Annotated in this window: 25 protein-coding genes and 1 pseudogene; 17 read left to right on the top strand and 9 right to left on the bottom strand. The window is 63.2% G+C overall.

The window, feature by feature from the left end; translation table 11 throughout:
• The first annotated feature begins 7 nt into the window (after nucleotides 1-7).
• Nucleotides 8-1,975 (top strand): HAMP domain-containing protein, encoded by a 1,968-nt coding sequence (locus tag HY058_00130; GenBank protein ID MBI3495691.1) that lies wholly within the window; start codon nucleotides 8-10, stop codon nucleotides 1,973-1,975.
• A 5-nt stretch (nucleotides 1,976-1,980) separates the two neighbouring features.
• On the opposite strand, the gene HY058_00125 is transcribed toward HY058_00130, so the two are convergent.
• Nucleotides 1,981-3,915: a HAMP domain-containing protein gene (locus HY058_00125; GenBank protein MBI3495690.1), complete on the bottom strand. Its 1,935-nt coding sequence runs from the start codon at nucleotides 3,913-3,915 to the stop codon at nucleotides 1,981-1,983.
• Here HY058_00125 and pip point away from each other — a divergent pair.
• Genes pip through HY058_00110 form a run of 3 tightly spaced genes read left to right on the top strand, consistent with a single transcriptional unit; the run spans nucleotide 3,914 to nucleotide 6,088 of the window.
• Nucleotides 3,914-4,894, top strand: a complete 981-nt coding sequence (pip, locus tag HY058_00120; GenBank protein MBI3495689.1) for a prolyl aminopeptidase — start codon at nucleotides 3,914-3,916, stop codon at nucleotides 4,892-4,894. The genes HY058_00125 and pip overlap by 2 nt on opposite strands.
• Nucleotides 4,891-5,622 carry a ribonuclease activity regulator RraA gene (locus HY058_00115; protein ID MBI3495688.1) on the top strand — a complete coding sequence of 244 codons (732 nt, stop codon included), beginning with the start codon at nucleotides 4,891-4,893 and terminating at the stop codon, nucleotides 5,620-5,622. The genes pip and HY058_00115 overlap by 4 nt, the downstream gene beginning before the upstream one ends.
• A 22-nt stretch (nucleotides 5,623-5,644) precedes the next feature.
• Entirely contained in the window at nucleotides 5,645-6,088 is a 444-nt protein-coding gene (locus HY058_00110) for an acyloxyacyl hydrolase (GenBank protein MBI3495687.1), read from the top strand.
• A gap of 362 nt (nucleotides 6,089-6,450) precedes the next feature.
• Here HY058_00110 and HY058_00105 read toward each other — a convergent pair whose 3' ends face one another.
• On the bottom strand, nucleotides 6,451-7,404 hold the full coding sequence (locus HY058_00105; GenBank protein ID MBI3495686.1) for a LysR family transcriptional regulator: 954 nt from the start codon (nucleotides 7,402-7,404) through the stop codon (nucleotides 6,451-6,453).
• A gap of 132 nt (nucleotides 7,405-7,536) precedes the next feature.
• On the opposite strand from HY058_00105, the gene HY058_00100 reads away from it, so the two are divergent.
• The 7 genes from HY058_00100 to HY058_00070 all read left to right on the top strand — a co-directional run bounded on the left by HY058_00100 (nucleotide 7,537) and on the right by HY058_00070 (nucleotide 14,169).
• Nucleotides 7,537-8,367 (top strand): class I SAM-dependent methyltransferase, encoded by an 831-nt coding sequence (locus tag HY058_00100; GenBank protein MBI3495685.1) that lies wholly within the window; start codon nucleotides 7,537-7,539, stop codon nucleotides 8,365-8,367.
• A 68-nt stretch (nucleotides 8,368-8,435) separates the two neighbouring features.
• Complete coding sequence (locus HY058_00095) at nucleotides 8,436-9,146, top strand: ABC transporter ATP-binding protein (protein ID MBI3495684.1); 711 nt, start codon at nucleotides 8,436-8,438, stop codon at nucleotides 9,144-9,146.
• Nucleotides 9,143-10,546, top strand: coding sequence for an ABC transporter permease (locus HY058_00090; GenBank protein ID MBI3495683.1), 1,404 nt, complete (start codon nucleotides 9,143-9,145; stop codon nucleotides 10,544-10,546). Before HY058_00095 ends, HY058_00090 begins: the two co-directional genes overlap by 4 nt.
• A 19-nt stretch (nucleotides 10,547-10,565) precedes the next feature.
• The gene (locus HY058_00085; GenBank protein MBI3495682.1) at nucleotides 10,566-11,324 is read left to right on the top strand and encodes an outer membrane lipoprotein-sorting protein; all 759 of its coding nucleotides are present in this window, start codon (nucleotides 10,566-10,568) and stop codon (nucleotides 11,322-11,324) included.
• Nucleotides 11,325-11,332: 8 nt separating this feature from the next.
• The gene (locus HY058_00080; GenBank protein MBI3495681.1) at nucleotides 11,333-12,727 is read left to right on the top strand and encodes a hypothetical protein; all 1,395 of its coding nucleotides are present in this window, start codon (nucleotides 11,333-11,335) and stop codon (nucleotides 12,725-12,727) included.
• Nucleotides 12,728-12,875: 148 nt separating this feature from the next.
• Nucleotides 12,876-13,256 carry a hypothetical protein gene (locus HY058_00075; GenBank protein MBI3495680.1) on the top strand — a complete coding sequence of 127 codons (381 nt, stop codon included), beginning with the start codon at nucleotides 12,876-12,878 and terminating at the stop codon, nucleotides 13,254-13,256.
• 187 nt (nucleotides 13,257-13,443) lie between these two features.
• Entirely contained in the window at nucleotides 13,444-14,169 is a 726-nt protein-coding gene (locus HY058_00070) for a TVP38/TMEM64 family protein (protein MBI3495679.1), read from the top strand.
• Between the two features lie 379 nt (nucleotides 14,170-14,548).
• Here the strand turns inward: HY058_00070 and HY058_00065 are convergent, their stop codons facing one another.
• The 7 genes from HY058_00065 to HY058_00035 form a co-directional block, all read right to left on the bottom strand.
• Nucleotides 14,549-15,319 carry a 4-hydroxy-tetrahydrodipicolinate reductase gene (locus tag HY058_00065; protein MBI3495678.1) on the bottom strand — a complete coding sequence of 257 codons (771 nt, stop codon included), beginning with the start codon at nucleotides 15,317-15,319 and terminating at the stop codon, nucleotides 14,549-14,551.
• A gap of 14 nt (nucleotides 15,320-15,333) precedes the next feature.
• Nucleotides 15,334-16,635 (bottom strand): FAD-binding oxidoreductase, encoded by a 1,302-nt coding sequence (locus tag HY058_00060; GenBank protein MBI3495677.1) that lies wholly within the window; start codon nucleotides 16,633-16,635, stop codon nucleotides 15,334-15,336.
• 48 nt (nucleotides 16,636-16,683) lie between these two features.
• The gene (locus HY058_00055) at nucleotides 16,684-17,607 is read right to left on the bottom strand and encodes a 3-phosphoglycerate dehydrogenase (GenBank protein MBI3495676.1); all 924 of its coding nucleotides are present in this window, start codon (nucleotides 17,605-17,607) and stop codon (nucleotides 16,684-16,686) included.
• Nucleotides 17,608-17,638: 31 nt separating this feature from the next.
• Nucleotides 17,639-18,760: a low specificity L-threonine aldolase gene (locus HY058_00050; protein ID MBI3495675.1), complete on the bottom strand. Its 1,122-nt coding sequence runs from the start codon at nucleotides 18,758-18,760 to the stop codon at nucleotides 17,639-17,641.
• Between the two features lie 74 nt (nucleotides 18,761-18,834).
• Nucleotides 18,835-20,070 (bottom strand): PLP-dependent aminotransferase family protein, encoded by a 1,236-nt coding sequence (locus HY058_00045; GenBank protein MBI3495674.1) that lies wholly within the window; start codon nucleotides 20,068-20,070, stop codon nucleotides 18,835-18,837.
• A 32-nt stretch (nucleotides 20,071-20,102) separates the two neighbouring features.
• A complete protein-coding gene (locus HY058_00040) occupies nucleotides 20,103-20,870 on the bottom strand; it encodes an SDR family oxidoreductase (protein ID MBI3495673.1) in 768 nt (255 codons plus the stop codon).
• Nucleotides 20,867-22,015, bottom strand: a complete 1,149-nt coding sequence (locus HY058_00035) for a succinylglutamate desuccinylase/aspartoacylase family protein (GenBank protein ID MBI3495672.1) — start codon at nucleotides 22,013-22,015, stop codon at nucleotides 20,867-20,869. The genes HY058_00040 and HY058_00035 overlap by 4 nt, the downstream gene beginning before the upstream one ends.
• A gap of 243 nt (nucleotides 22,016-22,258) precedes the next feature.
• Between HY058_00035 and HY058_00030 the strand changes: the two are divergent.
• From HY058_00030 to HY058_00005, 6 genes and pseudogenes are all read left to right on the top strand, one after another.
• A pseudogene (locus HY058_00030) lies at nucleotides 22,259-22,432 on the top strand (AsnC family transcriptional regulator).
• Nucleotides 22,427-22,762, top strand: a complete 336-nt coding sequence (locus tag HY058_00025) for an Lrp/AsnC ligand binding domain-containing protein (protein MBI3495671.1) — start codon at nucleotides 22,427-22,429, stop codon at nucleotides 22,760-22,762. The pseudogene HY058_00030 and the gene HY058_00025 overlap by 6 nt, the downstream one beginning before the upstream one ends.
• A gap of 122 nt (nucleotides 22,763-22,884) precedes the next feature.
• Nucleotides 22,885-23,958 carry an ABC transporter substrate-binding protein gene (locus HY058_00020; protein MBI3495670.1) on the top strand — a complete coding sequence of 358 codons (1,074 nt, stop codon included), beginning with the start codon at nucleotides 22,885-22,887 and terminating at the stop codon, nucleotides 23,956-23,958.
• Nucleotides 23,959-24,062: 104 nt separating this feature from the next.
• Complete coding sequence (locus tag HY058_00015; GenBank protein ID MBI3495669.1) at nucleotides 24,063-24,917, top strand: ABC transporter permease; 855 nt, start codon at nucleotides 24,063-24,065, stop codon at nucleotides 24,915-24,917.
• Nucleotides 24,917-25,705 (top strand): ABC transporter permease, encoded by a 789-nt coding sequence (locus HY058_00010; protein MBI3495668.1) that lies wholly within the window; start codon nucleotides 24,917-24,919, stop codon nucleotides 25,703-25,705. The genes HY058_00015 and HY058_00010 overlap by 1 nt, the downstream gene beginning before the upstream one ends.
• On the top strand, nucleotides 25,705-26,784 hold the full coding sequence (locus HY058_00005) for an ABC transporter ATP-binding protein (GenBank protein MBI3495667.1): 1,080 nt from the start codon (nucleotides 25,705-25,707) through the stop codon (nucleotides 26,782-26,784). Before HY058_00010 ends, HY058_00005 begins: the two co-directional genes overlap by 1 nt.
• The last annotated feature ends 165 nt before the right edge of the window (nucleotides 26,785-26,949 follow it).

The following is a 26,949-nucleotide window of genomic DNA, read 5'->3' as shown; positions in this document are numbered from 1 at the left end:
TTCCGACATGCTGAAGCTGCACTCGCTCAGGACACGGCTCGTCGCCATCATCGCCCTCATCGTGGTCCTGGTTTGCGCCGGGCTCGCCGCTTTGTTCCTGCCGCAGCAGGAGCAATTGACCCGGCTGGCACTCGACCGCGAGATGCGCGCGCAATATCAGAGCGTGCTCGCGGCAGTGGACTATGAGCGCAAGACCGTCCTGGCGCTGGCCACCTTCGCCGCCTCGTTGCCCGAGGTGCCGGGCGCATTCGCCGCCAGCGATCGCGACCGGCTGGTCGCCGAGCTGGGCGGCGGCCAGAAGGCGATTGCCCAAGCCTTCGGCTACGACCTGATGACCCTATCGCGGCCGCCGGCCACGGTCGTGGTCCGGGTGCACAGTCCCGCCACCTTCGGCGACGACCTCCAGGCGCGCCGCAAGATGGTCGTGGGCGTGCTTGAGGACGGCAAGCCGCGCTCGGGCATCGAGCCGGGCCTGACGGCGATGAGCATCTTCGGCACCGTGCCCTTGATGCAAGCCGACAAGCAGATCGGCGCCTACGACGTCGGCATGAGCATCGGCAAGCCCTTCGTCGACGCGATCAAGGCGCGCTTCGGCATCGACATCGCCGTCCATCTGGCGGACGGCAAAGAATTCAAGACGATCATCTCCACGCTGCCGAACAGCACCGTCGGCACCGCGGCGGAATACGCCGCAGCCTTCGCCGGCGCTCCAGTGATCCGGCGCGCCGCCGTCGATGGGAACGCCGTCGCCGCCTATTTTGGGCAGCTCCGGGATTTCTCCGGCACGCCGATCGCCGTCGTCGAGGTGGTCAAGAACATCGCAGACTTCGAGGCGATCGCCGGCAAAACCCGCAACTATCTGATCGGCGCGACCTTGGCGGTCCTGGCCGTCGCCGTGCCGGTTGCGCTGTTCCTGGCATTCGGCCTGGCGCGGCCGATCGCGCGCATGACCCAGGCGATGAACCGCCTGTCGGGAGGCGACACGGCGACCGACATTCCCGGACGCAAGCGCAAGGACGAGATCGGCGAGATGGCCGTCGCCGTGCAGGTGTTCAAGGACGAGATGCTGGAATCGGAGCAGTTGCGGGCCGGGCAGGAAGCGATGAAAATCCGCGCCGAGGCCGAGAAGAAGGCCGCTCTCGAAGCGATTGCCGACCGGTTCGAGGCGAGCGTCAAGGGCGTGGTGGAAGGCGTCTCGACGGCGGCGAGCCAGATGCAGTCCTCGGCCCAGTCGATGTCGAGCACTGCCGAGGAGACGAGCCGGCAGGCCGTGGCGGTGGCGGCCGCCTCCGAGGAAGCCTCGACCAACGTGCAGACGGTGGCGAGCGCGGCCGAGGAGCTGTCGAGCTCGATCGCCGAGATCGGCCGTCAAGTCAGTCAGTCGACGGAAATCGCCGGCCAAGCGGTCGACGAGGTCGGTCGCACCAACACGCAGGTGCAAGGCTTGTCCGAGGCGGCGCAGAAGATCGGCGAGATCGTCGGGCTGATCAACGACATCGCCGGGCAGACCAGCTTGCTTGCCCTCAACGCCACCATCGAGGCGGCCCGGGCCGGCGAGGCTGGCAAGGGCTTCGCGGTGGTGGCTTCGGAGGTGAAAAGCCTGGCGACGCAGACCGCGCGCGCCACCGGCGACATTGCCGCCCAGGTCAACGCCATTCAGACCGCGACCGGCGATGCGGTGAAGGCGATCCAGGGCATTTCCGGCACGATCAGCCAGATCAGCGAGATCGCCACCCAGATCGCCTCGGCGGTGCACGAGCAAGGGGCCGCCACCCAGGAGATCGCCCGCAACGTCCAGCAGGCCTCGGCCGGCACCAACGAAGTCTCCGCGAATATCACCGGCGTCACCAAGGCTGCCGGAGAAACCGGCGCTTCGGCCGCCCAGGTGCTGGGAGCGGCCGGCGCGCTCTCCAAGGAGGCCGATCGCCTCAGCAGCGAGGTCGAAGGGTTCCTCGGGCAGATCCGCGCCGCCTGAAGGCCCTATTGCGGGGCTTCGAGCGCCACCTGGAAGACCTCGATCGGCGTTGACCGGCCGCGCAGATTGCGCAGGCCGAGGCTGGTCAGCTCCCGTGCCGGCAGCCCGGCCTGCTCGACCGTATCGGAAGAGGCCAGGACCGCCACCTCGGCCTCGACCTGCCGGCCGAGGGAGACGATGCGAGCGGCGGCATTGACCGTGTCGCCGACGATGGTGAAGTTGATGCGGCCGGGCGAGCCGATATTGCCGACGACGGCAAGGCCGCTATGCAGGCCGATGCGCATGCGCAGGCGCTGCAGGCCGTCGGCCTCGCGCACCCGGTTGTCGCTGTCGACCGCCCGGGCGATGGCGCGCGCCGCTCTCAGGCCGCGGAGCGCGTGGTCGGGCTGCGCCGAGGGCGCGTTCCAGAACGACATGACGCTGTCGCCGATATACTTGTCCACGATCCCCTCCTCGGCCTCGACGCAGCGGTTGATCATGGTGAAGTGATGGTTGAGGAGGGAGGCGACCTCGGCGGCACCCATCTGCTCGGCCATGGTGGTGAAGCCGGTAATGTCGGTAAACAGCACCGTCATCATGCGCTCTTCGGAGCCGGCACCCGGCGCCTGGCTTTCGCGCATGAGACGGGTGACCAGCGCGCGCGGCACATAGGTCTCGAACCAACGCAAACCCGCCAGCATCTGATTGAAGGCGGTGGCGGCATCGTCGAGCTCGCGGATGGAGCTGGCGGCGGCCGGGCCGCTGGCGGTGAAATCGAGGTCGCGCACGCTTTCGGCCGCCTTGGCCAGCATGCGAATCGGCCGACCGAGCCACCGCGCCATGGCGAGTGCCGCCAGGATGGAAAGCACCAGAACGGCGGCGCCGGCGATCGCCGACCTCCACAGGCGCTCCAGCTCCCGGTCGACCTCGCCCAGGGCAAAATAGGTGCCGACGTACCAGGGCGTGTCGCCGTAGTCGCCGATCTGCCGATAGAGAAATACGTAGTCGGCACCGACGACGTTCTGGACGACATGGGCATTGAGCGCTCCCGGCCGGTCCGAGGTCCCGAGGGCCGGGATCGCGCGGGAGGACCAGATGGCGGCGATCACCGGATCGCCGATCGCATCCAGTTCCGGCAGCAAGCGGCCGGGTGCCAGCTCCGGCGAACGGGCGCCGAGATTGGGGTGTGCCAGAACTTGGTCGCGCCCGAGGAGAATGAAGGGCACGCCGCTGCCGGCGGTGGCCAGGCCGGAGAGATAGCGCGAGAGCTCGCCCACCGAGACGACGCTGGCGACGATGCCGACGTAATTGCCTCCCCGCCACAGCGGCATCCGCAGATTGATGAATGCACCCTCGCGCGGTCCCTCGCGGACCAGCTCGCCCCAAAAGGATTGCTTGGTGCGCCCGGCCAGCTCGAGCCAATTGCGAACGCGCGCATCGGCGCTCCAGTCGTCGATGAGAACCGCACCGCTGCGCGTCACGCGAAACGCTTGGCCGGCGGTGTCGAGAACCGCCAGCGCGGCCACCTGCGGCGTGCCGGCGAGCGCCGCGTAAAGCGTGTCGGCGAGACGCGGCTTGTCCTCGAGCGACAGCTCGCTGGAAGCGACGAGCTGGGCCAGGAACTCCGCCTGCTGGCGCGGCGCATCCAGGTGCTGATGCACCTGCCCGACGATGTAGCCGACCGCGGTCTCCGCATTGCTCCTGAGGAGATCGTAGGTGTTCTGGCGGCTGGTGGTGAGCCCGATGGTGAGGACGCTGGCGACCGCGACCAGCACCAGGCCGGCGATCCCCACCAGCAGCACGCCCGCAATCGGAAAGCGCGGCCAGCGGCCGCCGGAAGCGGGGGCGCGCGACCGCCCGGGCCCCGCCGATTCCGCGGCTGCGGGACGCCGAGCCGCTTTGCCAAGGAATCCCATGGCGTCTATGATCCGCCCTCCGTACCAGCCGACACGCTTTTCCATGGCCCCGCCCGAGCTATATCCAGAAATCGAACCATTTAACAGCGGGCGGCTCCGCCTCGATTCGCGCCACGTGATGCATTGGGAGGAATGCGGCAACCCCAGGGGCGTGCCGGTCATCTTCCTCCATGGCGGCCCCGGCGCCGGGGCCTCGCCCACCCACCGGCGCTTCTTCGATCCCGAATTCTACCGCATCGTCATCTTCGACCAGAGGGGCTCGGGACGCTCCCAGCCCCTGGGCGAGCTCCTCGACAATACCACCCCCGATCTCGTCGCCGACATCGAGACGCTGCGCCGTTCCCTTGGCATCGCCTCCTGGCTGGTGTTCGGTGGGTCCTGGGGCTCGACCCTGGCGCTCGCCTACGGGCAGAGCCATCCCGAACGCTGCCTCGGCTTCGTGCTGCGCGGCATCTTCCTCGCCCGGCAAAGCGAGATCGACTGGTTCCTCACGGGAATCCGCACGGTCTTTCCCGAAGCCTGGGCCGCCTTCGCCGGGCATTTGCCCGAAGCCGAACGAGGCGATCTCCTGGCCGGCTACCACCGTCGCCTCGTCCACCCCGATCCGGCCGTGCATTTGCCCGCCGCCCGCAGCTGGGCGCGCTACGAGGCCGCCTGCTCGACGCTCTTGCCCAATCCGGAGCTGCTGGCGCAATCGACGAACGACGTCCATGCGCTCGGCCTGGCGCGCATCGAGGCGCATTATTTCAGCCATGGCGCCTTCCTGGCGCCCGCCGGGCTCCTCGCCGGGATCGGGCGCATCCGCCATCTGCCGGCAAGCATCGTGCAGGGACGCTACGACATGGTGTGCCCTCCGGTCAGCGCCGACGCGCTGGTTCGCCTCTGGCCGGAAGCGGAATTCCATATCGTGCCCGATGCCGGCCATTCCGCCCTGGAGCCCGGCATCCGCCAGCAACTGATCAAGGCGACCGACCGCTTCCGCGCGTTGTTGGCGCCGGCCAACCGCAAGGAGAAGCGCGCATGACGGCCAAGACGGCGACTGCGGTCCGGCTGAGCGAGGAGACGAAGCGGCTGTTCTTGAAGTCGAGCTCGGCCACTCTCACCACGCAGCTCTTCAAGCGCGGCTTGCGCAACACCTTTCTGACGGGGCTCCGCCCGGTCAATCCCAAGGCCTGCCGCTTCGTCGGCGAGGCCTACACCTTGCGCTACATCCCAGCCAGGGAGGATCTCGACCATCTCGGCGTATTCGAAGATCGCCAGCATCCGCAGCGCAAGGCAATCGAGGACATACCGCCCGGCCACGTGCTGGTCATGGATTGCCGCGGCGACATGCGCGCCGCTTCGGCCGGCAGCATCCTGATCACGCGGCTGATGCGCCGCGGGGCCGCGGCCGTGGTGAGCGACGGCGGCCTCCGCGACACGCCCACCATCGCCGAGCTCGACATTCCGGTCTTCTGCCGGGGCCCGTCGGCGCCGACCAATCTCATCCACCATCATGCGGTGGATATCAACCAGCCGATCGCCTGCGCGAATGTCGCGGTCTTTCCAGGCGATGTGCTGGTCGGCGATGGCGAGGGTGTCGTGGTGGTGCCGCGGCATCTGGCGTCCGAAGTCGCAGCGGACGCCGCCGAGCAGGAGCGCTTCGAGGACTTCGTCACCGAGAAGGTGCTGGAAGGACGGCCGATCTTCGGCCTCTATCCGGCCGACGCGGAGACCAAGGCGGAATATCAACGCTGGAAGCCCAAGAGCTAGGCGCCGGGGCGGGGGGAGAAACATGCGGCTGGTCGCTTGGTCGAGAATGGGCGGGCTTGCCCTCGGGCTCCTGTTGGCGGCGCCGGCGGCGGCGGAGACGCCGGCGCTGTTGAGCGTCCATGCGGGTGCCTTCGATTTCCTCAAGGAACGCAAAGCGGGGCTCGTCGATGTGGAGTATCGCGGGCGGCCGCTCTTGTGGTGGTTCCGCCCGGTGGCGGGCGGCATGTTCGATACCGACAACGCCGCCTACGGCTATGGCGGTCTCGCGATCGAGATCTGGTTCGGGACCCAGATCGTGCTGACGCCGAGCGCCGTGGCCGGCGTCTACGGCAACGGCGACCGCAACGCCAAGAAGCTGGGCAGCAGCACCGAGTTCCGCACCGGCTCGGAGCTTGCCTGGCGCTTCCAGAACGACACGCGCGTCGGCATCGGCTTCCATCACATCTCTAGAGCGCGTTCCGGTTAGGTGGAACCATCCTCTTATCGTCACCCACGGACTTGATCCGTGGGTCCATCTTGCGATCGCACGATGGATTGCCGGGTCAAGCCCGGCAATGACGAAGAAAAAGTGATTCCAGCCGAACGGATTCCGCTCCAGTGTCCCGCTCATCTATTGAATCGAGGGTGATTCGGATTCCGAAGTTCGTGGGCGAACTTCGGACTCATCACACGAGGGCGTGAACTCATGAATCCGTAGGCGTCGGCGGACTTCCGCTTTGGTGCGCATCAGGGACTCAAGTCGGACATCGCCCGAGGTCCGAAGAGTGCCATAGCCGACATTGAGAGGCGAACTCCAGGTCAGACCGAGGCGATAAATCGGCAGAGTAACTAACTCGACGAGCGTCTATTGCGAATGCTGGTTTTGCCGATACGGTCCGAGCGGCTCTTCATGTGCTCGATAAAGGCGCGCAGCTTCGGCAAGACTTGGCGTCTGCCCGGGTAGTAGAGAAAGACCCCAGGCGTCGTGACGGCAAAGGGCTTGAGGAGTGCTTCCAATCGACCGTCAGCAACTGGCTCCTTGGCGAGCGGACCGGGCACCTGTGCAAGGCCCAGCCCTTGGATCGCCACTCCGAGGAGCGTGGGGTAGTCGTGTGCGATGAGCGACCCGGAGACTGTTGCCTCGACCGAATTGTTGCCGTCGATAAAGCGCCAGGGCGCGATCGATCCATTCGAGCGACGCAAGCGCAGGCAAACATGGTCACGGAGATCGTCGACGCGTTGCGGCCGCTTCCGCTGGCGCAGATAGTCGGGGCTACCGACGACCATGAATGGGAAAGGCGGCGTTAGCCGTACGACGACCATATCGGGCGCGATGAACTGGCCGAGACGGATACCGGCATCGAAGCCGCCTGCCACAAGGTCCACCATCTCGTCGCTTGCGGCGATCTCCAGCTCGATCTCGGGGTAAGCCTGGCAGAACGAGGCGAGCATCGGCTCCAGGATCAACGGGACGACCGCCCGGGGAACGGAGAGGCGCAACAGCCCGGTGGGGCGCCGTCCTAGATCGCGCGCCGACTCGCCGGCGGCGACGAGCTCGTCAAAGGCTGGCCGGGCGCGCTCAAGGAAGCGCTGGCCGGCCTCGGTCAGGCCGACGCTACGAGTGGTGCGCGCGAAGAGCGTCGCGCCAACCCGCGCTTCGAGCGCCCGAACTGCCTGGCTGACGGCCGACGGCGTGACCCCGAGAGCCGCGGCCGCACGGCGGAAGTTGCGGTGCTTCGCCACCGCAAGAAACGTCTCGACGCCGTCGAGTGCACCTTGCCGGATTGTGAAGTTCCGCTTCATGGCCTGTCAACAATATCGCGAATAGTCCGTCATGCGAAGCGGTCGTACATCTGCCGTGCAAATCGAGAGTGACGCGGGATGTCGACGCTCAGCATCTGCGCCATCAACCGGGAGCATCAGAGGAACCGCGTTATGACCGATGTGCTTGATGGCGTGCGCGACCACTATCACCAGACCGGCCTCATCGAGCGGCTGAAGACGGCGCTCACGGCCCTTGGACCGCACGATCGGCGGCTCACACCCCAGCAGCTGGGTGCGCTTGACCAGTTTCACACTCGCGGACTCGCTGCGACGATCGAGCTTGCCAAGACTGTCGGGATCAGCGCCGACATGGCGGTTCTCGATCTCGGCTCCGGCCTGGGCGGGCCGGCGCGATACCTGGCTCAGACCTATGGCTGCGAGGTTACCGGCGTCGACCTCAGCGAGTCATTCGTGGAGGCTGCGCGTTATCTGACTGAGCGCACTGGGCAGAGTGGGCAGGTCTCGTTCCGGGCCGCCAGCGCGCTCGAGCTGCCCTTTGTGGACGGCCGCTTCGACGTCGTGTTTTTACAGCACGTGTCGATGAACATCTCGGACCGGGCGCGGCTCTACCGCGAGATCCGGCGCGTGCTCAAGCCAGGCGGCAGGTTTGCGACCTTTGACGTCGTGTCACAAGGCGGCGAGCCCCACTACCCCGTTCCCTGGGCGCGAACGCCGGCAACGAGCTTTCTCTTGACTGCGGCCGCCACGCGCGAGGCGATTGAATCCGCCGACTTCCGCGCGCTGGCATGGCAGGACGACACCGAGGCCGCCAAGTCCTGGATCTCCATGCTGCGCGCGTCGGGGCCACCGCCCTCACCAAATCTCGGCGTGGTGATGGGGCCGGACTTCGCTGAGCTTGCCGCCAATTTGGGAAGAAATCTCATGGAAGGACGGATCGGAATCGTAACCGCAGTATTCGAGACCACGTCAACCAACACCTGAGTGGAGAGCGAATGTCCGCGGCGAGGTCGCTTGGGAGCCCCGGCGTGGCGACGGAGGAGATCATACCCATGACAGGCCAGGATCGCGCGATCGCGGTGAGGCTGACCGAGGTCACCAAGACCTACCGCACCGGCACGGTGGAGGTGGCGGCCTTGCGGGGCATCAGCGGCGACATCCCGCTACGCAGCTTCTCGATGGTCGTCGGGCCGTCGGGCAGCGGCAAGACGACCTTGCTCAACCTCGTGGGGTGCATCGATGCGCCGAGCACGGGGACGGTCGAGGTGTGCGGCCAGCGCATCGGTGAGCTCAAGGACAACGCGCTGGCCGATTTCCGCGCCCGGCACGTCGGCTTCGTGTTCCAGAACTTCAGCCTCGTTCCGGTCCTGTCCGCGTACGAGAACGTCGAATACCCGCTTCTCCTGATCGGCCTGCCGGCGGCGAAACGCCGCGAGCGCGTGCTCGACATGCTGGAGGCGGTGGGATTGGAGAACCAAAGCCGACAGCGCCCCAACGAGCTGAGCGGCGGCCAGAAGCAGCGGGTGGCGATCGCACGAGCGCTGGTCAAGGAGCCCACGCTGGTTCTCGCCGATGAGCCGACCGCCAATCTCGACACGGAAACCGGGGCTGCGATCATCGACCTGATGCACCGGGTGCAGGGCGAGTTCGCCACGACGTTCGTGTTCTCGACCCACGACCCGCACCTGATGTCGCACGCGGACGAGACCTTCGTGATCCGCGACGGTCGGCTGGTCGATCACAAGGCGGGAGCGGTGCAATGAGCCTTCTGTTCAAGATCGCGTTCCGCAACATCCTGCGCAACCGGCGGCGGTCCGCGATGACCGGCTCGGCTGTCGCGGCGGGTGCGCTTGCGATGCTGCTCTTCGGCGGCTTCACGACATATATCTTCGCCGGCCTTGAGACCAACAATGTGCAGCGGATCGGCCATCTGACCGTCTTCCGCAACGGCTATTTCCTGTTCGGCGCTGGAAACCCGACGGCCTACGGGATCGACAATTACAAGCATCTGATGGACCTCATCGCCGACGATCCGGTCCTCAAGCCGATGATCAACGTCCTCACGCCGACCCAATCGCTGGTCGGCATCGCCGGTAATTTCTCCGAGGAGGTCGATGCGTCGAAGACGTTCCTGGGCGTTGGGTTGATCCCCTCGGACCGCGACCGGATGCGCCAATGGGATCAGTTAAAGATCGACGCCGTGCGGCTACCAGATCCGCGGCTTTCCGACGGCGATGAGACGCGCGGGCTGATGGGCTTCGGCCTCGCCCGCATACTCGGCCTGTGCGCGCGCCTCGCGCTCCTCAATTGTCCGTCTCTGCCGGACGCGGAGCGGCCGGCCACTAAGGTTGCGTCCGCTGTCGATCAGGACATCGCCAGCCTGGCGCAGCGCGAGGCGGGCACTGTTGCTGCGTCCGGCGCGCCGCAACTACAGCTTCTCGCCGCCACAGCCGGCGGCGCACCCAATGTCGTGAGCCTCTCGGTGAGTGGCGCAGAGCCGCAGGGGGTCAAGGAGCTCGACGACAACTACATCGCGATGCATCTGGCGCTGGCCCAGCAGCTCGTCTACGGCCGCGGCGAGCACAAGGTCACGGGGATCGTGCTTCAGCTGCACCGCAGCCAGGACCTGCAAGCGGCGCGGGCGCGGCTGGTGTCGCTCTTTCACGAGCAGCACCTCGATCTCGACGTTCGCGATTTCGGTGAATTGACGCCGTTCTACGGCCAGGTCGTGCAGCTGTTCAGCGTAATTTTCCTGTTCATCGCACTGGTCATGGGCGTGATCGTGCTGTTCGCGGTGGTCAACACCATGACCATGAACGTCATGGAGCGGACCAACGAGATCGGCACGACCCGCGCCATGGGTGCGCGCCGCGCCGGCATCCGCCGACAGTTCATCCTCGAGGGGGCCCTGATCGGCGCCGTCGGCGCCACGGCGGGCACCATCCTCGCCATCGTCATCGCGGCGCTGGTGAACGGCGCCGGTCTCACCTGGGTGCCGCCCGGCAATGCCAACCCGTCGCCGCTTTATCTCTACGTTCTCGGCCGGCCTGGCCTCGCCATCGGGGCGTGGCTCGGCCTCGTGCTGATCGCGACGCTCGCCGCCCTCATTCCCGCCAATCGCGCGGGGCGGCTGCCGGTCGTGGATGCGCTGCGTCATGTCTAAGGTAATCACGATGCGGGCTATGGCCGTTATCTTCCTGGCGCTCGTTGCGACAAACAACGCCGCCCGGGCCGAGACGGCGCAGGAGATCGTCGCCGCCTCGGACAAGGTGCGGAACCCGGGCGAGCCGTTTCGGTCGACCAATACCCTGACCGAGTTCATCGCCGGCAAGCCGCGCGACCAGAACGTGCTCGTCGTCTATGCGAAAGAGGACCCTGCCACCCATCAGTTTCGCAACCTGATCCGCTACGCAGAACCGCCGCGCGACCAGGGCAAGATGGTGCTGCTCGACGGCCGCGTGCTGTGGTTCTACGACCCCAATTCCAAGGCGAGCGTGCGCATCTCGCCGCAGCAGCGGCTGATCGGCCAGGCCGCGATCGGCGACGTCCTGACGGTCAACCTGGCGATCGATTACAGCGGCACCTTGCTCGGCGATGAGACGATCCAGGACGCCGGCCGCAAGGACCGGCAGTGCTGGCATCTCGACATGAAGGCGGCCAACGACCAGGCGGTCTACAACCGCGTCGAATATTGGGTCGAGCACGGGACCCACTACCCGGTTAAGGCCAAGTTCTATTCGGACAGCGGCCGGCTCCTGAAGATCCTTTACTACCGCGGTTTCGAAGAGCAGCTCGGCCGCATCCGGCCGACCGAGGCCATCATCATCGACGCGGTCGACACCTCGCTGGTCACGACATTCAAATTCGGCGATTTCCACGCGCAGAACATCCCGGACGCGTGGTTCCAGCGCGACTATCTGCCGCGGTTGCAGCCAGAATGATTGCGCGCATGTGCCTCGTACTTCTCGGCCTTGCCTTGGCGGACGCGGCGGCGCTTGCCGACGAGAACAGCGACCTTGATCTGATCCCCGATGCGGCGACAAAGCCGCACGGCCCAGCCCCAGCGACGCCCGCCGGCGCGGCCAACCAGCGCATCTATCTCGAAGACGCGTTTACGGCGGCGGCGCGGCATGGCGGCCTCCTCGTGCCGTCTCCGCCACCCAAGCCGGCCGCGTGGCAGGAGCACCTGTTCGTCGATGCGCGGAAGCAGTGGTCGCTTGATGACCGGCTGAATTTCACGCTCAGCGATCGCTTCAACCTGCGCGCCCAGGACACCCTCGATGTCCCGAGTCACGAGAACGCGATCAACGACTTCCGCGAAGGCTATCTGAGCTGGGAAGCGCTCGACCGCACCTATCTCGACGCGGGTCGGATCAATCTCAAGAGCGGGGTGGCGGTCGGGTTCAACCCGACCGACTTTTTCATGACGCGCGCCGTCGTCGACCCGCTATCGGTCGATCCGACTGTGCTCCGGGAGGACCGGCTCGGGACGGTGATGGGTCTCGGCGAACGCGTCTGGCAGGGCGGAACGCTGACGGTGGCAGTTGCGCCAAAGCTCTACGACCCGACACCGGTCTACAACAACACCAACCTGCGGAGCTTCGATCCGTCCCTCGACCGCACCAACGCGCATGACCGATTTCTGCTCAAGGGCAGCGCCGATCTCGCCGACGATTTCGCGCCCGAGCTCCTCGTTTATCACGAAAGCAATCGCACCTCCCTTGGCGCCAACATCACCGAGAGTATCGGCCAGAAGACGGTCGCCTATGCCGAGTGGGCGGGCGGACGCCGCTCGAGTCTGATCGATGAGGCGCTACGCTACGGCCGCCGGACGGGAACCCTGCCGCCGAACGCGTCGAGCCCGCTGCCGGAGGATTCAAGCCTTCATTTCCAGAACCAGCTCTCGGTCGGCGGCTCGTACACGACCGAGTCGAAGATCACGTTCAATCTCGAATATCACCTCAACCAGGCCGGGTTCTCGCGGCGAGACTGGAACAATTGGTTTCGCGTCGGCTCGGCTCGAACCGCATCAGCGGCGATCGCGAAGCAGCTCTGGTACATCCGCTCCTACGCGGCCGAGCAGCAGGACCCGCTCAGCGAGCATTCGCTCTTTCTGCGCGCCGATTGGGTCGACGCATTCGTTCCCCATCTTGAGCTTACCGGCTTCATCAATGCCGATCTCTACGACGGCTCGAGTCTCGTGCAGGTGACGGCCAACTATCACCTCTCCAACGCGTGGACGATCGGGGCTTTGGCGACCGCCGATCTTGGCCGCGCGCGTTCGGATTTCGGCAGCCTTCCGCGGGCGGCAAGCGTGCTGTTCAGGCTCGCCCGGTATTTCTGATCTCTTTCGAAAGAGAACGCCGATGCTCGCCATCGTTCAGCACACGCCGCGAAGGACCACCTGCACCAAGCGGCCAGGTGCAAAGGCGCAACAGGCAGCAAATGACGTTTGAAGGAGGACGAATATGAAATTGAACCTAGCCATCGCCATCGCGGCGACGCTTGCGAGCCTATCTCTCTCTGGACCTAGCTTGGCCCAGCCAGAGAATCCGCCGACGCCTACGACCCGCATCCTGGCGATCGGAACCATCAACCCCGGAGTCGATCCCGCGGCCGTGCGGTCAATCCTGCCGACCGAAGTCCGCGAAACGGTGAAGCTCTATCTGGACGGCAAGATAGATCAATGGTTTTCGCTTCAAGGACGCAACGGCGTTGCGTTCATCCTGAACGTAACCGACCCGGCTGCTGCGCACGACATGCTCGAAAAGCTGCCGCTCGACCAGGCGCACCTGATGAGATTCGAGCTCATCCCGCTCGCGCCGCTTAATCCGCTTCGGCAACTGCAGGGAATGTCCGCTGGGTCGCCGTAAGTACTTGGTGCGACCCTGACGTCCGCCGACGGCAGACGCAGCCTGTCAAAGAGCAGTCAGTCCTCGACTGGCGTGTGGGAGCGGCTCGGCCCTTGCTTCACTGTTGCGGCCTGCCGACGTGTCGTTGCCCATGCATGTCCCGGCCGGCAGTGGAGCGAGCACATCTCACGCTCAACGATGAGCGGGGATGCGCATCTTCGGGCTGACTGGCATGGGGATCGTCGTTGGACATTGGCGAGAGATGAATCGATTCTCCCGGTTCGCGGTTCTCGTCAGCATTCTCCTGCTATTCGTTGCGTTGGCCGTCGCCATCGACATCGGCGGGGCGGGTACCCCAGCCGCTGTCAGGCAGCTGCTGTCGCTCAGGACCACAGAGGATTTCCGCCGTTTCGCCGAGTCCTGGGGCACCTGGGCGGCGCTCGGCTCGATCACGTTGATGGTGCTGCATCCGGTCCTGCCGCTTCCAGCCGAGCTGATTGCGGCCGCCAACGGCACCCTCTTCGGTTGGCTATGGGGTACGGCGATTACCTGGACGGGCGCCATGCTCGGCGCGGCGCTCTCCTTCGGCATCGCTCGATCGCTCGGCCGTCCAACGCTTCGCCGGTTGGCATCGGCTGGTTTCCAACGTCGCATCGAACAGTGGCAGAGCCGGCCCGCGTACCTGCTGATGATCAGGCTTGTCCCGGTGATCTCTTTCAACCTGATCAATTACGCCGCCGGGGTGACCGGGTTGGGCTGGTGGCGTTTCCTATGGACCACCGGGTTGGGAATCCTGCCTATCACCGTCGCGAGCGTCGTCCTCGGTCAGGAGCTCCTCGAGGCGCCCTGGTACGTTTGGGCGGCGGCTATCGGTGGAGTGATCATTCTGTGGCTCCTCACGCGGTTCTTTCGCGCCCGGATCATCGGCGAATGATAGCGAGCCCGCTGCAGCGCTTGCTCGCCGCCGTCAGTCCCTAGAGCGCGTTCCGGTTAGGTGGAACCATCCTCTTATCGTCACCCACGGACTTGATCCGTGGGTCCATCTTGCGATCGCACGATGGATTGCCGGGTCAAGCCCGGCAATGACGAAGAAAAAGTGATTCCAGCTGAACGGATTCCGCTCTAGTGTCCCGCTCATCTATTGAATCGAGGGTGATTCAGATCCCGAAGTTCGTGGACGAACTTCGGAATCATCACACTGGGGCATGAACTCATGAATCCGTAGGCGTTGGCAGACTTCCGCTTTGGTGCGCATCAGGGACTCAAGTCGGACATCGCGCGAGGTCCGAAAAGTGCCAGGGGACCTTCGTCGATCACCGTATGCCCAAGACATCCATCATGGAATACAAGCCGGGAGGCCGTGTTTCGATCCACACGGCAGCGTGTACGGCGCCGGCAGCGAAAGCGCGTCGGTCGAACGCACGGTGGGTAATGGCAATGTGCTCCGTGGCGGAGGCGAATAGGAGCGTGTGCTCGCCGACGACTTGACCGCCGCGCAGGGCGGCAAACCCAATGGCTCCCGGTGCGCGAGCGCCGAATTGACCTTTCCGCCCGCACTCCATGACGTCTTCCAGATCAACTCCACGCCCGCGTGCCACCGCCTGGCCGATTCCAATTGCCGTACCGGAGGGAGCGTCAACCTTCTGGCGGTGATGCAATTCCACGATCTCAGCATCGTACTTTTCAGCGGGAAGTGCGGCGGACATCTGTTCGGCTAGAGCCAGCACGAGGTTGACGCCGGGAGTGAAATTGGGAGCGTAGACCACGGCGATGCACTTTGCGGCGTCGGAGACGACGCTTTCCTCCGCTGCTGTTAAGCCTGTAGTGCCAAGAACCCAGGCAGTCCCTGCGGTAGAAAGCGCCTTAGCGTGTGCATCTACAACGCTGGCATGCGTGAAATCGATCACCACATCCGACGCGTCGGCAAGGGCTGCGATATTGACGAACAAGTGGGTATCGCCAGAGCGCGAGGCGCCGCCGCGGTTAATTCCGCCCGCTAGCAGCAGACCAGCAGCAGCAACCTCCTCAGTAAGCAAGGAGCCCATTCGTCCGGTAATGCCGGCAATGCCAATTCCTTTGTCCATAGCGATACTCGAAGTTAATAGGTACGCAAAGACGCCGCCGGTCGAGGCCACCAACCTCTAAATCGTTGGGCCGAATACGGAGTGAGTTTCGTCTCCGGTGTCGCCCCTCTAATCATTGCGGCAACAAGACTCGCAGTGACAGGTGCGCTTGCTAGGCCGACATGGCCGTGACCGAAAGCATGTACGATGTCACTGCTCTTAGACGCCTCGCCAATCACCGGCAGGCCGTCCGGAGTTGAAGGGCGGTGGCCCATCCACCGGGAAATTCTGGCCTCTGGAACCACGCTCGGGAGGCCCTTGTAGGTCGTAAGCACGTGGTCTAACAGAACGCGCGCGCGATGCCAGTTCGGCAGCGCATCGGGACTGGAAAACTCAACCTGGCCCGCGGCGCGGAGGCCATGAACCATGGCGGTGTTTCCCATCTTCGTGTCGCTTGGCTGCACCGGAATATCGGGTATCGCCTCTGGGTCGGAAATGACGACGTGATAGCCGCGCTCGCTCACCAACGGTATGGAATCTCCGGCTGCACGAGCGAGTGTTTGAGACCAAATACCCGCGGAAACGACCGCCCGATCACAGACGATCGGGGCGTCTTCCGTCGCCACCGCCCTGAGGCGGGTAGCCTCAATTTGGAAGCCGGTCGCGCGCGCTCGGATGCGGCGAACGCCGAGAGCCACAGCATGCCTGGCAAGAGCCGCTACATAACCACCGGGATCCGTGCAATGGGCGCCAGCCTGAACGAACGCCCCGAAGCCGTATCGATCCACCAGGGAAGGTAGTTTTTGGTGGAGAGCGGCCTTGTCCAGCTCCGTCCAGGTCAAACCATTTTGTCGGCGCAAGCGCCAGGCCAACGCGTCATTCTCATAGTCTCGACGTGTCGGGTAGATATAAAGAAGACCCCAGCGTCGGATCATGTTGGGTACGTCCGCTGCGGCGGCCAGCTCAGCATGCAAGCCTGCCGCTGGCTCCAGCAGTGGCCGCAGCGCCCGGGCCGTCGCCTCGACCCGACGCACAGTGGCCCCGGCATAGAGAAACCTTAGGAGCCACGGGAGGAGGCGGGGGAGCGATGTCCAACGGATAGTAAGAGGCCCGTGCGGATCCAAAAGTATCCGCGGCACCTTCCGCCAGAGCCCCGGCATCGAGATCGGCACGACCGAAGCCGGGCTTAACCAGCCCGCATTGCCAAAGCTCGCGGCCTGCTCTCCCCCTGGCTCGCCTGGATCGATCAGGCTGACCTCAAAGCCGGTATGGCGCAACGCGAGCGCCGTGCAGACGCCAACAACGCCGGCTCCCAGGACGGTGACGTGCAGGGTCATGAACTGCCGGGTCCCGGCGCAGTGCCTAAAGATCCGCTAGACTGTTACCTAATCAGCAGCCGCGCTTTCGGCGAGGAGTTCCTTAACTATCTCAAGAACCAGTCGGACCTGGTTGATCGTCGACGTTTCGGTCCAGAACCCACAATGCGCAGTGAGCGTGACGTTTGGAGCGGTACGGAGGGGATGACTCTCGGGCAACGGCTCGGTCTGGAAGACGTCAAGAGCCGCATGACCCAGCGAGCCCGCATGAAGGGCATCGACCAGAGCAACTTCGTCGATGAGCGCGCCGCAGGCCGTATTGACCAGTAGCGCCCCTGTCTTCATAGAGGAAAGACGATCCCGGTTCAGAAACAGGCGCGTCTCGTCGTTCAATGCGAGGTGAAGGCTGATGACGTCGGATGTCCTAAGCAGTTCATCGAGTGCTACGGTTCGCACGCCGGGCTCGGAAAGGGGAGAGCGGTTCCAGACGACGACCTCAAGCCCGATGCCTGCGCAGATTCTCGCCACCTCCCGCCCTATGCCGCCAAAGCCGACAATTCCAATGCGCTTACGTCGCAATTCGATGCCTTGGAGCTTTTTCCATCCGCCCTGTCGCATCACCTCGTGCTGCTGCGCGATCTGCCGAGCTGCGGCAAGGATCAAGCCGACTGTCAACTCGGCCACGGTGGTGTCACCGTAGTTCCTGATCGTATGAACCTCGATGCCTTGGCGTTTTGCTTGGGCAAGGTCGAGGATGCTGGCTGCCCCCGTTCCGAAGTAGACAAAATGCCTGATCGAGCGGCACTGCGCGAGGATTTCAAGCGTGAAACGCGTGTGGTCGTCGATACACACGTCGTACCCTTCCAACATCCTAGGAATGTCGGCAGGATCGAATGCGCCTGTGTTTACGTCCACAGAAACGCCGAAATCCCTATTTGCGTCCTGCCACAGCTTGTATTGCGGAGAACCGCAATCGAGAAACTTTGCTCGCATTGCCCAGACTCCTAGTGGTGCTCAACTACGGCTAGAAGGATCGCCGTTGGCGCGCCGAGGCTCGGTGCTCGCCCGCGTGAATTGTTTCGGATGCAACCCGGATGTCCCGCGTAGCCGCGGTAACGATCTCACGAATTCGGCTCGCGGCGATCTCGATCTGCTTCGATGTCACGTCAAGATGCGTTACCGCGCGGACGAGCGTCTCATTCGGCCACGCACCCATCCGTACACCGAACTGGCGCAACCGCTCGACCAGTTGCTGGGCTGTCAGCCCCGCATCGCCTACATCGAAGAAGACGATGTTCGTCCGGATGTCGTCCGGATTTACGCGTATCCCCGGAATATCAGACAACAGCGTGGCAAGCAGCTTCGCATTGGCATGGTCATCGGCCAGCCGATTGACGTTGTGGCGCAGCGCATAAAGCCCAGCGCCGGCGACGATACCGGCCTGGCGCATAGCGCCGCCGAACAGATGCTTGTAACGCCGAGCTTCCTTGATGAGTGGCCGGTTGCCCGCCAATAGGGCTCCGATCGGGCAGCCGAGCCCTTTGGTGAGACAGAGCGTCACTGAATCATATCCGTTCGCATGGGCTGCCGCCGATTGTCCGGATGCAACCATCGCGTTTATGAGCCGAGAGCCATCCATGTGTGTGGCCAGCCCAAGCCTGTGCGCAGTCTCGGCAACGGATTTGAGCTGATCGAGAGACCAGACGGCGCCCCCACCGCGATTCGTCGTTTGCTCGACGCAAACGAGGCTGGTGCGAGGGCAATGCAGGTCGTCTCTCCGGATGCCGGCTTCGACTTGATCGCCCGTAAAGATGCCGCGGGCGCCCACCACTCCGTGAAGCATGACGCCGGAAAGAAATGCCGGCCCACCGGCCTCTGAAGTCACATAGTGTGACGAAGCGTCCAGAATAACCTCGTCGCCATGGCGGGTATGAACCTTGAGTGCGATCTCATTCGCCATGGTTGCCGACGGCAGGAAGATCGAGGCTTCCTTGCCCAAGAGGTCCGCGACCTGATCTTGAAGCGCATTGACGGTCGGATCTTCTTGCTTTTGATCGTCGCCGACAGCGCAGCCCATCATGAACGCGATCATCTCGCGCGTAGGTTTGGTTGCCGTGTCGCTGCCGAGATCGATAAGGCTCAGCATGTTTGTGATCATCCTTCCTGTATCGCTGTCTCGCCTGTCACGAGTTGCACGCCCGCGAACGGGCCCGTCGGGGACTAGGCCACCTTGCTGACAACGTCGTCGGCTCGGATGGGTCCACTTGTGATCTCGGCCATTAGCTCGGCATACGCATTGCCCAGCCGCTCGACGCCGGCCGCAATCTGCTCCGGCTTGCTGTAGCTGAAGGCGAGGCGGAGAAAGTTTGTCGACGGTGACTGGGCGAATGAGAGCTTGCCGGAGAACACGGTGACGCCCAGCTTTGCCGCGCGCCTCACCAATTCCTCGGCATCAACGCCCTTAGGCAGCTCGACCCAAAGGAAATAGCCCCCATTTGGCACACGAACTCTCGCGTCCGGCAGATGATGGTGGATCGCCGCTACCATCGCATCGCGGTGGCCGCGTAGAACCTTCGAGAGTGCGGCGATGTGCTGGTCGACCTTCCCGTTGTGAAAGAGCAGGGCGACGATCCTCTGAAGCAGGGGACAGGTGCCATGGTCGGACTTGTGGGCCGCCATCCGCCGCACAATGTCCGGTGTCGCATTCACCCAGCCAATGCGCAATCCGGGGGCCAATATCTTGGAGACCGTCCCCAGCCCGACGACTGAACCCGTCCGATCGAACGTCTTGATGGGCGGTACAGGCGAACCCTCGAATCGGATGCGACGGTAGGGGTCGTCCTCGACGATGACAAAATCGTAGCGTTCGGCCAGCTCCACCAACCGCTTCCTGCGATCCGCAGACATCGTGACGCCTGTTGGGTTATGAAAATCCGGTACGTCGAACAGAAGCTTGGGCATGGGCGCGCCGATGTCCTGCCTGAGCTTCAACTTCAGCTCAAGTTCGTCCGCGTTCAGGCCGCTCTCATCTTGCGAGACCGACAGGAACGTCGCCTCGGCAGCTTTGAGGATCGAGACGGCCGTCAAATAGGTCGGAGCTGTTACGATGACCGTATCGCCCCTATCGATGAAGACCCGGCAAGCCAGGTCCAATCCGTGCTTGGCGCCGTTTACGACGAGAATGTTTTCGCGGCCGGCCACGATCCCGTCTTGCTGGAGATAACGAGCTATCTCGTCGCGTAGATCGTCCAATCCGTAAAGGGGGCCGTATTGCAGGCCCTCGTCGCGATCTTTCGCCGCTGCAATCGCCTCAGCGACAATATCTGGCAATTCTTCAGGAAATCCGTATCCGCCGCCGAGCTGGATGCTGTTTCCGCGAAATCCAGCGGGAGCAGCTGGCGCTACCGTCGCTTGGGCGCGATCGGCCCAGCGGTAGTTCTTCATGACCTGACTCATGCGGCATCCTTTCCATGGGGCGGCGACAAGTCTCAACCGAGCGTCAGACCGCCATCGATGGTCAAAGTTGTCCCGGTGATTTGCCGGGCCTCTTGCGATAAGAGAAAGCTAATGGCGGCGGCGATCTCGTCCGTTTCGTTCAAGCGGCCGGTGGGGGTGCGCTGCGCCGCCTGCTGCCAACCAGCCGCGGTCATAGACCCGAGTTTTCCCGGGTCTTTCTTGGTGAACCCAGGAAGGATGGCGTTGACGGTGGTGCCGGTCGGTGCAAGCTGAAGTGCAAAGCACTTGACCAGCGCCTCCATGGCGGCCTTAGCAGCGGCGGATGCTGGCGCCAAAGTCGCGCTTTCAAATTTGTGGGCGATGAAGGAGCTGACGGCGACGACGCGCCCGATAGCAGATTGAGCGAGACTCGGCATTGCCGCCGATACGATCTCCAAGAACGCGCCAGGCATGACCGCGATGCAACGGTCGAAGTCGGATCGCGTCAGCTCGCCAAGCCGCGTTTTATTGGGGTAACCGGCCGCATGGATAATTTGGTCCAAGCGTCCGAAATTCTGCAAGGCGGCATCCACGCTCGCGCGTCCCCGACCGTCCTCGGCTAGATCGCCCAATGCGGCCGCGCAGTGCGCGCCCGACCGTTCGCACACTGTGCGGACGGTCCCCAGACGATAAGCACTCTCCGATGACGTCCCCCCTCCCTGAAGAAGGAGTCCGACATTGGGGGCTGCGAGACGCCTTGCGACGGCCGCACCGATCCCCGACGTCGCGCCGGTGATGAGGATGGCGCGTTCACAGATCATCTACGCCGGACTCTCGGCCGAGATCGCGGCTTCTTATTTGGGGCTTTAGGAACAGCCTTCGTAGATGGTTCCTGCGTCACTTGCGGCCGGCCCCTCTGCCGCTCTTTCGGCCACCTGAATGTGGAAGCCGCAGCGATCTCGCTTGCCAGCTCGGCGTCAGGCGCCGTTGCCATGTGAATCAGACAATCCCCCCGTCGCGCTGGCCCCGACCCACGGGTGCACACGACGGTACCCGAGGGTGCGGTGATCTTGACTTCATAGGGCTCAGCTAAGGGACGAGATGGATCGTGGATAAAGCCCGCTGTAGTGCCAGAAGAAACTTCGTCGCCCAGCTCTATTGTGGGCTCGAACAGACCATCGAGGAGCGCATAAACAAAATCGCTGTCTTGGCGAACTACGCGGACCACCGGCCTTTTCGGTCCCGCGCTCCTGCCGTTGTCTTCGACAACGCCGGCCCATCGAAGGACATTCATGATCCCGGCGAACGTCATCTCGACAGGCTTCGGCCCTCCGATCTCCGTCGCGATGCGGACAGCGCCAGCGCGCTTAGCGGCTCCGGAGGAGTTGCGCTCCTCGAAGCTATGGAAAACTAGTACCGACGGCGCGTCGAACGACATCGCCAAAGCAAGGCGCTCAAGGCGAACATCCGGATCCGCGTGATAAATCATGGTCGCGCAGGGCAGATACCGGATCGAGCGCGCGTCGCTGTGCAGATCGAGCACGATGTCGCTAATCGGCATTAGCTGCCGCTCTAAGTAGTCAGCGATTACGCGGGTCGGCGTACCACGCACGTCTCCAGGATAACTGCGATTGAGATTGAGGCCGTCGATTGGCGAGTTGCGTGTGCTAGCGCGCGCTGCCGGTTCGTTCGCCATCGGCACGATGATGACCCGACCGTTCAAATTGCGCGGATCGAGGTTACGGGCCACTCGACCGAGAGCGATCTGGCTGTCGAATTCATCACCATAGGAGCCTGCAAGCAGCAGGACGGTCGGCCCATCCCCTTCTGCAACAACCGTGATCGGGAGCGGGATGAATCCGTATGCAGAAAGATCGGACGAGAACGGAATTTTGGCATAGCCCGTGACTTTGCCGGATGAGGGGAGCTCATCAGTGAGCCCGAACAAATGCTCGGTCCTATTCATGCGACGACCTCCGGAAGGGACGCGTTCGACGTTAGCCCATGCATTCGTCTCTCCGTAGTTGGATTGGAAGCAATCGGGCTGACGCCTTGAAGGGGCCGACTTGCCGGGTCGCGGGGCGGGATCGGCAGATTGCCGCATATAGTTGCCAAAATGCCGGAGACGGCGCCAGAATGGCGGCCTGGCGCTCGAGCCGAGTATACCAGGCGATGAGCGGCGACATAAACTCGCCGCAGGAGACCGGCAATCACCAAGGCCAACGACGACGTCGATCGGAGGCTGATTTCTCTCCTCCAGGCTAACGCGCGGGAGTCGACGACTAACCTTGCGAAGAAGCTCAGCATCGCCCGCACGACTGTTCAGGAGCGGCTCGCACGTCTACAGAAGAACGGCACGATCAGCGGCTATTCAGTCGTGCTCAAGCGGGACCCGTTCGAACAGTATGCGGAGGCGGTGCTGCTGATCTCGGTTTTACACCGCCGTCAGCGCGCCGTGACCGAGCACTTAAAGGCATTTCCCGAGATCAAGCTCTGTCAGACAATCAATGGCGACTATGAGCTGATGTGTCGCGTCAAAGTGCCTCAGCTGGAGGATATGGCTGCGGTTCTCGAGACCATCTCGGAAATACCCGGTGTCGAGCGCATGAAGTCGGTGGTGGTTCTAGCGACAAATTTCGACCGCAGTTATACCGAGACCGCCTCCTTGGCGTCTCTGCAGGCTGCGGGGATCGATCGGGGCGAGGCGGGCTAGTCCGGCAAAATGCCGCCATTTATGAGCTAAATGCCGGAATCGGTATTTTCAGCGTCGCCTGGACTGTAGAATCCGTCAATTCGGACGGGCAGGTTGCCGGCAGATTACCGGGAGGAACGAGCATGCCTAAGAAATCCGCTACTTCCTTGGTCCGCAGAATCTCTCGTCGCGAAGTTCTGGCATCCGGCGCAGCCGCCGCAACATTGGCAATGCCATTCGTCATCGTTCCCGGTCGCGCTCGCGGCGCCGGTCGGGTGGTGGTCGTCAACTTCGGCGGCGCCATGGGCGACGCCAAACAAAAGGCGATCTATGGGCCGTTCACCCGCGACACCGGCATCGAGGTGTTGGCGGTCCCTGGTCCAGACCTCGCAAAGATTCGAGCTCAGGTTCAATCTGGTGACGTCGAATGGGACGTAGTGGACCTCCTTGACGCCTGGGTGCCGGCGGGAACGCGCATGGGTCTGTTGGAACCGATCGACGAGCGGATTGTGGATCGGACCGGCGTTGTTCCTCTGGCAAAGCATGACTACGCCGTTGGTGGGAGCATCTCTGCCGGTGGGATAGCGTTTCCGACCAACCGCCTTGGCGGCAAGGTGCCCAAGACCTGGCCGGAATTTTGGAATGTCGCCGGCTTTCCGGGGCGCCGCGGTCTCCGCAACCGGGTCAGCGATACCCTCGAGATCGCATTGATGGGAGACGGTGTAGCCCCGAAGGATGTATATCCCTGCGACGTAGAGAGGGCGTTCAAGGCGCTCGATCGCATCAAGCCCTCGGTCAGTCACTGGATCGCGCAGACCGCTCAGACGGTTTCGCTCATTCAAACCAACGAGACGGACTTCACTTTCACCTATACCACCCGCGTCAAAGACATGCAGGCCGCGGGGGTGCCGATGGGCTATTCGTTCCAGCAGAATATCCTTGGCGTAGGATGGGCTGGGGTCGTCAAAGGAACGCGGAATAAAGAGGCGGCGATGCGCCTCTGCGCTTACATCGCAAAGCCTGAACGCCAAGTCGAGCTGGCCAACCTCTCAGGCGATGCCCCCTGCTACCCCGATGCCCTGGCCAAGGTGGCCCCGGAAGCGCGGAAATGGATGCCTGACGTCGGCGATTCCAATAATCTCTTCATCAATCCGGGTTGGTGGGATACTCACATCGACGACCTAACGAAGCGTTTCAAGGAGTGGCTTCTGGTCTGACAAGGGGGTCGGGACGATGTTTGTGCGCTCTCATACACAACATGCAAAGAGCGACGAACTAGCGCGATGTAGCAAGGTCCGGACCTTACCCTGATATGGCACGCATGAGCGCGCTGGAGCGGCGACAGGCGATCTGGATCGCCCTCTATGCCGCGCCGGCAACGATACTCATGCTGGCAGTGTTCGCGGTCCCGCTCGGGGCCGTTTTGGTGCAGAGCCTGACGTCGGAAGCTGCGACCTCATTCTCTCTCGAATCATACGCGAAGATAGCCTCGGCTGCACTCTTCCTGCGGGTAGGTTGGACGACGATCGAGATTACGTTACTGGCGACCTGCTTCGCGTTGTTCCTGGCATACCCTCTCGCCTACTACATGGCTCAGCAGCCTGCGCATCGCCGGGCTCTCCTTATGGTCCTCGTTCTCGTGCCCTTCTGGACCAGTGTTCTAGTCAAGAGCTTCGCCTTCACCGTTCTTCTCGGACAATCCGGTCTCGTCAACACCGCGATAGGATGGCTCGGCCTCCCCCCGGTTAAGCTCCTGTTCAATCGCGTCGGTGTGGTCGTTGGCATGAGTCACTTTCTCGTGCCGTTCATGGTTCTCCCGATCCTGACCAATCTGCTGAACCAACCCCGAGAGCTGCGGCTCGCGGCAGCGATTTTGGGGGCCAGCAAGTGGCGCATCTTTTGCCGTGTCACGCTCCCACTGAGCCTCCCCGGTGTCATGGCCGGCGTCCTTCTCGTCATGATCCTGTCGCTCGGCTTCTACGTGGTACCGGCGCTGCTGGGAGGCAGGCAGGACATGATGTTGGCGAATCTCGTGGATTTCTATGCGCGTGAGCTGATCAATTGGCCAATGGCATCCGCGCTGTCCGTCATCCTGATGGGAGCCGCGGCGACCGCGGCTATTTTCCTCTCGCTCGTTCCGGGCGGATCTGCCCTTCTTGGCGGAGAGGAGCGCTGATGCTCCACGGTTCATCCCACACCCGTGCCGTCGGCGTCGCCGCTTGGACGATTCTCGCTTTTCTCCTGCTTCCGAGCCTCATCGTTATTCCCATCGGATTCGGAAACGTGAACGAGATCGTGTTCCCGCCAGCGTCCTTCGGGATCAAGCTTTTCACTCGCTTTTTCACCGAGCCTGGCTGGGTGAACGCCACGATCGTCAGCCTCCGCGTCGCATGCTGGACGACGTTGCTTTCGATCTTGGTCGGTGTCCCCGCAGCCTATGCACTGTCTCGAGGGCAGTTCCCAGGCAAGCGCTACCTGGCGCTGTTCTTACTTAGCCCGATAATGGTGCCGGCGGTCGTAATCGCGCTTGCTCTGTACATCTATTTTGCCCGAATCGGGCTTCGCGACGGCGATATTCGTCTCGTCCTTGGGCACACGGTCGCAACCCTGCCCTTCGTCATCGTCACGGCAATGGCTGGGCTCCGACAGGTCGATCCGGCTCTGGAGACGGCCGCAACAATCATGGGTGCCGGTCGCTTTTATGTGTTCCGTCGCGTGACGCTGCCGCTCATCCGGGCCTCGATTTTGGCCGGCGGACTTTTCGCCTTTCTGATCTCGTTCGACGAAGTAGTTATATCGTGGTTCGTGGCCCGGGCCGATACCGTCACCCTTCCGGTCAAGATGTTTTCCTCAATCCAGTGGGAGGTGTCAGCTATCCTAGCCGCTATCTCCACCATGCTAACGGCACTTTCGGCGATCGTCTGTCTCATGGTCGCGGGCCTCAGCCGTCAGAGCTCCACCTGATGTCAATCGGCGATCACAAAAATCCGATGGTGCGTCTCGAGAACGTAAGCAAAGCTTACGGCTCGATTCAGGCCCTTCACCCGATCAGCCTCGATGTGCAGAAGGCCGAATTCCTGACGCTGCTTGGCCCAAGCGGCTCCGGCAAGACGACCTTGCTCAACATGATTGCAGGGATGACCGGGGTCAGCGAAGGACGGGTTTGGATCGATGGCCGCGAGGTGACGGAGATGCCCCCCTCCAAGCGTGGGATCGGGATGGTGTTCCAGAGCTACGCGTTGATGCCGCATATGAGCATCTTTCAGAACGTGGCGTTTCCGCTGGAGGTTCGGCGCGTACCTAAAGCAGAGATCCGAAATCGCGTAATGAAGGTGCTCGAGCTGGTCCGTCTTCCCAACGTTGCGGACCGCAAGCCGAAAGAGCTGTCCGGCGGGCAGCAGCAACGAGTCGCTCTCGCACGATGTATCGTCTACAACCCGATGCTTATCCTAATGGACGAGCCGCTAGGTGCTCTCGACAAGAACCTGCGCGAGCAGATGCAGCTGGAAATCAGGCGTCTTCATTCTGCGCTCGGCATCACGATGATCTATGTGACGCACGATCAAGAGGAAGCGCTCAACATGTCCGATCGGATCCTGCTCATGAACGGCGGATCGGTCGAGCAGCTCGCAACTCCTCATGACTTGTATTTCGCCCCTTGCTCCAAATTTGCCGCTGAATTCATCGGGAGCTCGACCTTGATTCCAGCCGAGATGGTGGCTGCAGGGTTTGCAAAGCTCAGCGACGGCACGACCGTTCAGGTCATGCGGGGAGCTTCCTCGGGGCGGGGGCATCTCATGATCCGACCCGAGAGCATGCGACTGGCCAAGCTCAGTCAGGTAAACGGGACCGTCAATGCGTTGAAGGGTACCTTGCAGGACACTCTCGTCACCGGAGGATCCATCAAGCATTTCGTCGCGCTATCCACCGAAGGCACCGTCATCGTACAGGAGCTGGCAAACGAGCAACGGACCGACTTCGCCCGGGGCGAGCCAATAGCGGTCATATGGCCGCCAAATGCCGGAATCTTCCTCGATCACTAGTTCCCAATGTCGGCTTGGGGTCAATGGACTAAACCGCTTTCGCGGTAGAGCGCTGCACGCAGGCGTGTGCCTGAGGCGATCAGCGGGGCAATAACGGTCAAGGAGCGTCTTGTCTGAGGATCGGGTTGTTCGACCCACCCTCAGCACAGGAGCATCCCATGACTG

The organism is Pseudomonadota bacterium (genome assembly GCA_016195085.1).
Lineage (GTDB): Bacteria > Pseudomonadota > Alphaproteobacteria > SHVZ01 > SHVZ01 > JACQAG01.
This window is presented reverse-complemented; position numbering and strand designations above follow the sequence as displayed.

Bases quoted from the DNA above. Each gene is read 5' to 3' on its own strand.
- HY058_00130 (MBI3495691.1), top strand. From the start codon at position 8: ATGCTGAAGCTGCACTCGCTCAGGACACGGCTCGTCGCCATCATCGCC.
- pip (MBI3495689.1), top strand. From the start codon at position 3,914: ATGGCCCCGCCCGAGCTATATCCAGAAATCGAACCATTTAACAGCGGG.
- HY058_00125 (MBI3495690.1), bottom strand. From the start codon at position 3,915: ATGGAAAAGCGTGTCGGCTGGTACGGAGGGCGGATCATAGACGCCATG.
- HY058_00115 (MBI3495688.1), top strand. From the start codon at position 4,891: ATGACGGCCAAGACGGCGACTGCGGTCCGGCTGAGCGAGGAGACGAAG.
- HY058_00110 (MBI3495687.1), top strand. From the start codon at position 5,645: ATGCGGCTGGTCGCTTGGTCGAGAATGGGCGGGCTTGCCCTCGGGCTC.
- HY058_00105 (MBI3495686.1), bottom strand. From the start codon at position 7,404: ATGAAGCGGAACTTCACAATCCGGCAAGGTGCACTCGACGGCGTCGAG.
- HY058_00100 (MBI3495685.1), top strand. From the start codon at position 7,537: ATGACCGATGTGCTTGATGGCGTGCGCGACCACTATCACCAGACCGGC.
- HY058_00095 (MBI3495684.1), top strand. From the start codon at position 8,436: ATGACAGGCCAGGATCGCGCGATCGCGGTGAGGCTGACCGAGGTCACC.
- HY058_00090 (MBI3495683.1), top strand. From the start codon at position 9,143: ATGAGCCTTCTGTTCAAGATCGCGTTCCGCAACATCCTGCGCAACCGG.
- HY058_00085 (MBI3495682.1), top strand. From the start codon at position 10,566: ATGGCCGTTATCTTCCTGGCGCTCGTTGCGACAAACAACGCCGCCCGG.
- HY058_00080 (MBI3495681.1), top strand. From the start codon at position 11,333: ATGTGCCTCGTACTTCTCGGCCTTGCCTTGGCGGACGCGGCGGCGCTT.
- HY058_00070 (MBI3495679.1), top strand. From the start codon at position 13,444: ATGCGCATCTTCGGGCTGACTGGCATGGGGATCGTCGTTGGACATTGG.
- HY058_00065 (MBI3495678.1), bottom strand. From the start codon at position 15,319: ATGGACAAAGGAATTGGCATTGCCGGCATTACCGGACGAATGGGCTCC.
- HY058_00060 (MBI3495677.1), bottom strand. From the start codon at position 16,635: ATGACCCTGCACGTCACCGTCCTGGGAGCCGGCGTTGTTGGCGTCTGC.
- HY058_00055 (MBI3495676.1), bottom strand. From the start codon at position 17,607: ATGCGAGCAAAGTTTCTCGATTGCGGTTCTCCGCAATACAAGCTGTGG.
- HY058_00050 (MBI3495675.1), bottom strand. From the start codon at position 18,760: ATGCTGAGCCTTATCGATCTCGGCAGCGACACGGCAACCAAACCTACG.
- HY058_00045 (MBI3495674.1), bottom strand. From the start codon at position 20,070: ATGAGTCAGGTCATGAAGAACTACCGCTGGGCCGATCGCGCCCAAGCG.
- HY058_00040 (MBI3495673.1), bottom strand. From the start codon at position 20,870: ATGATCTGTGAACGCGCCATCCTCATCACCGGCGCGACGTCGGGGATC.
- HY058_00035 (MBI3495672.1), bottom strand. From the start codon at position 22,015: ATGAATAGGACCGAGCATTTGTTCGGGCTCACTGATGAGCTCCCCTCA.
- HY058_00020 (MBI3495670.1), top strand. From the start codon at position 22,885: ATGCCTAAGAAATCCGCTACTTCCTTGGTCCGCAGAATCTCTCGTCGC.
- HY058_00015 (MBI3495669.1), top strand. From the start codon at position 24,063: ATGAGCGCGCTGGAGCGGCGACAGGCGATCTGGATCGCCCTCTATGCC.
- HY058_00010 (MBI3495668.1), top strand. From the start codon at position 24,917: ATGCTCCACGGTTCATCCCACACCCGTGCCGTCGGCGTCGCCGCTTGG.
- HY058_00005 (MBI3495667.1), top strand. From the start codon at position 25,705: ATGTCAATCGGCGATCACAAAAATCCGATGGTGCGTCTCGAGAACGTA.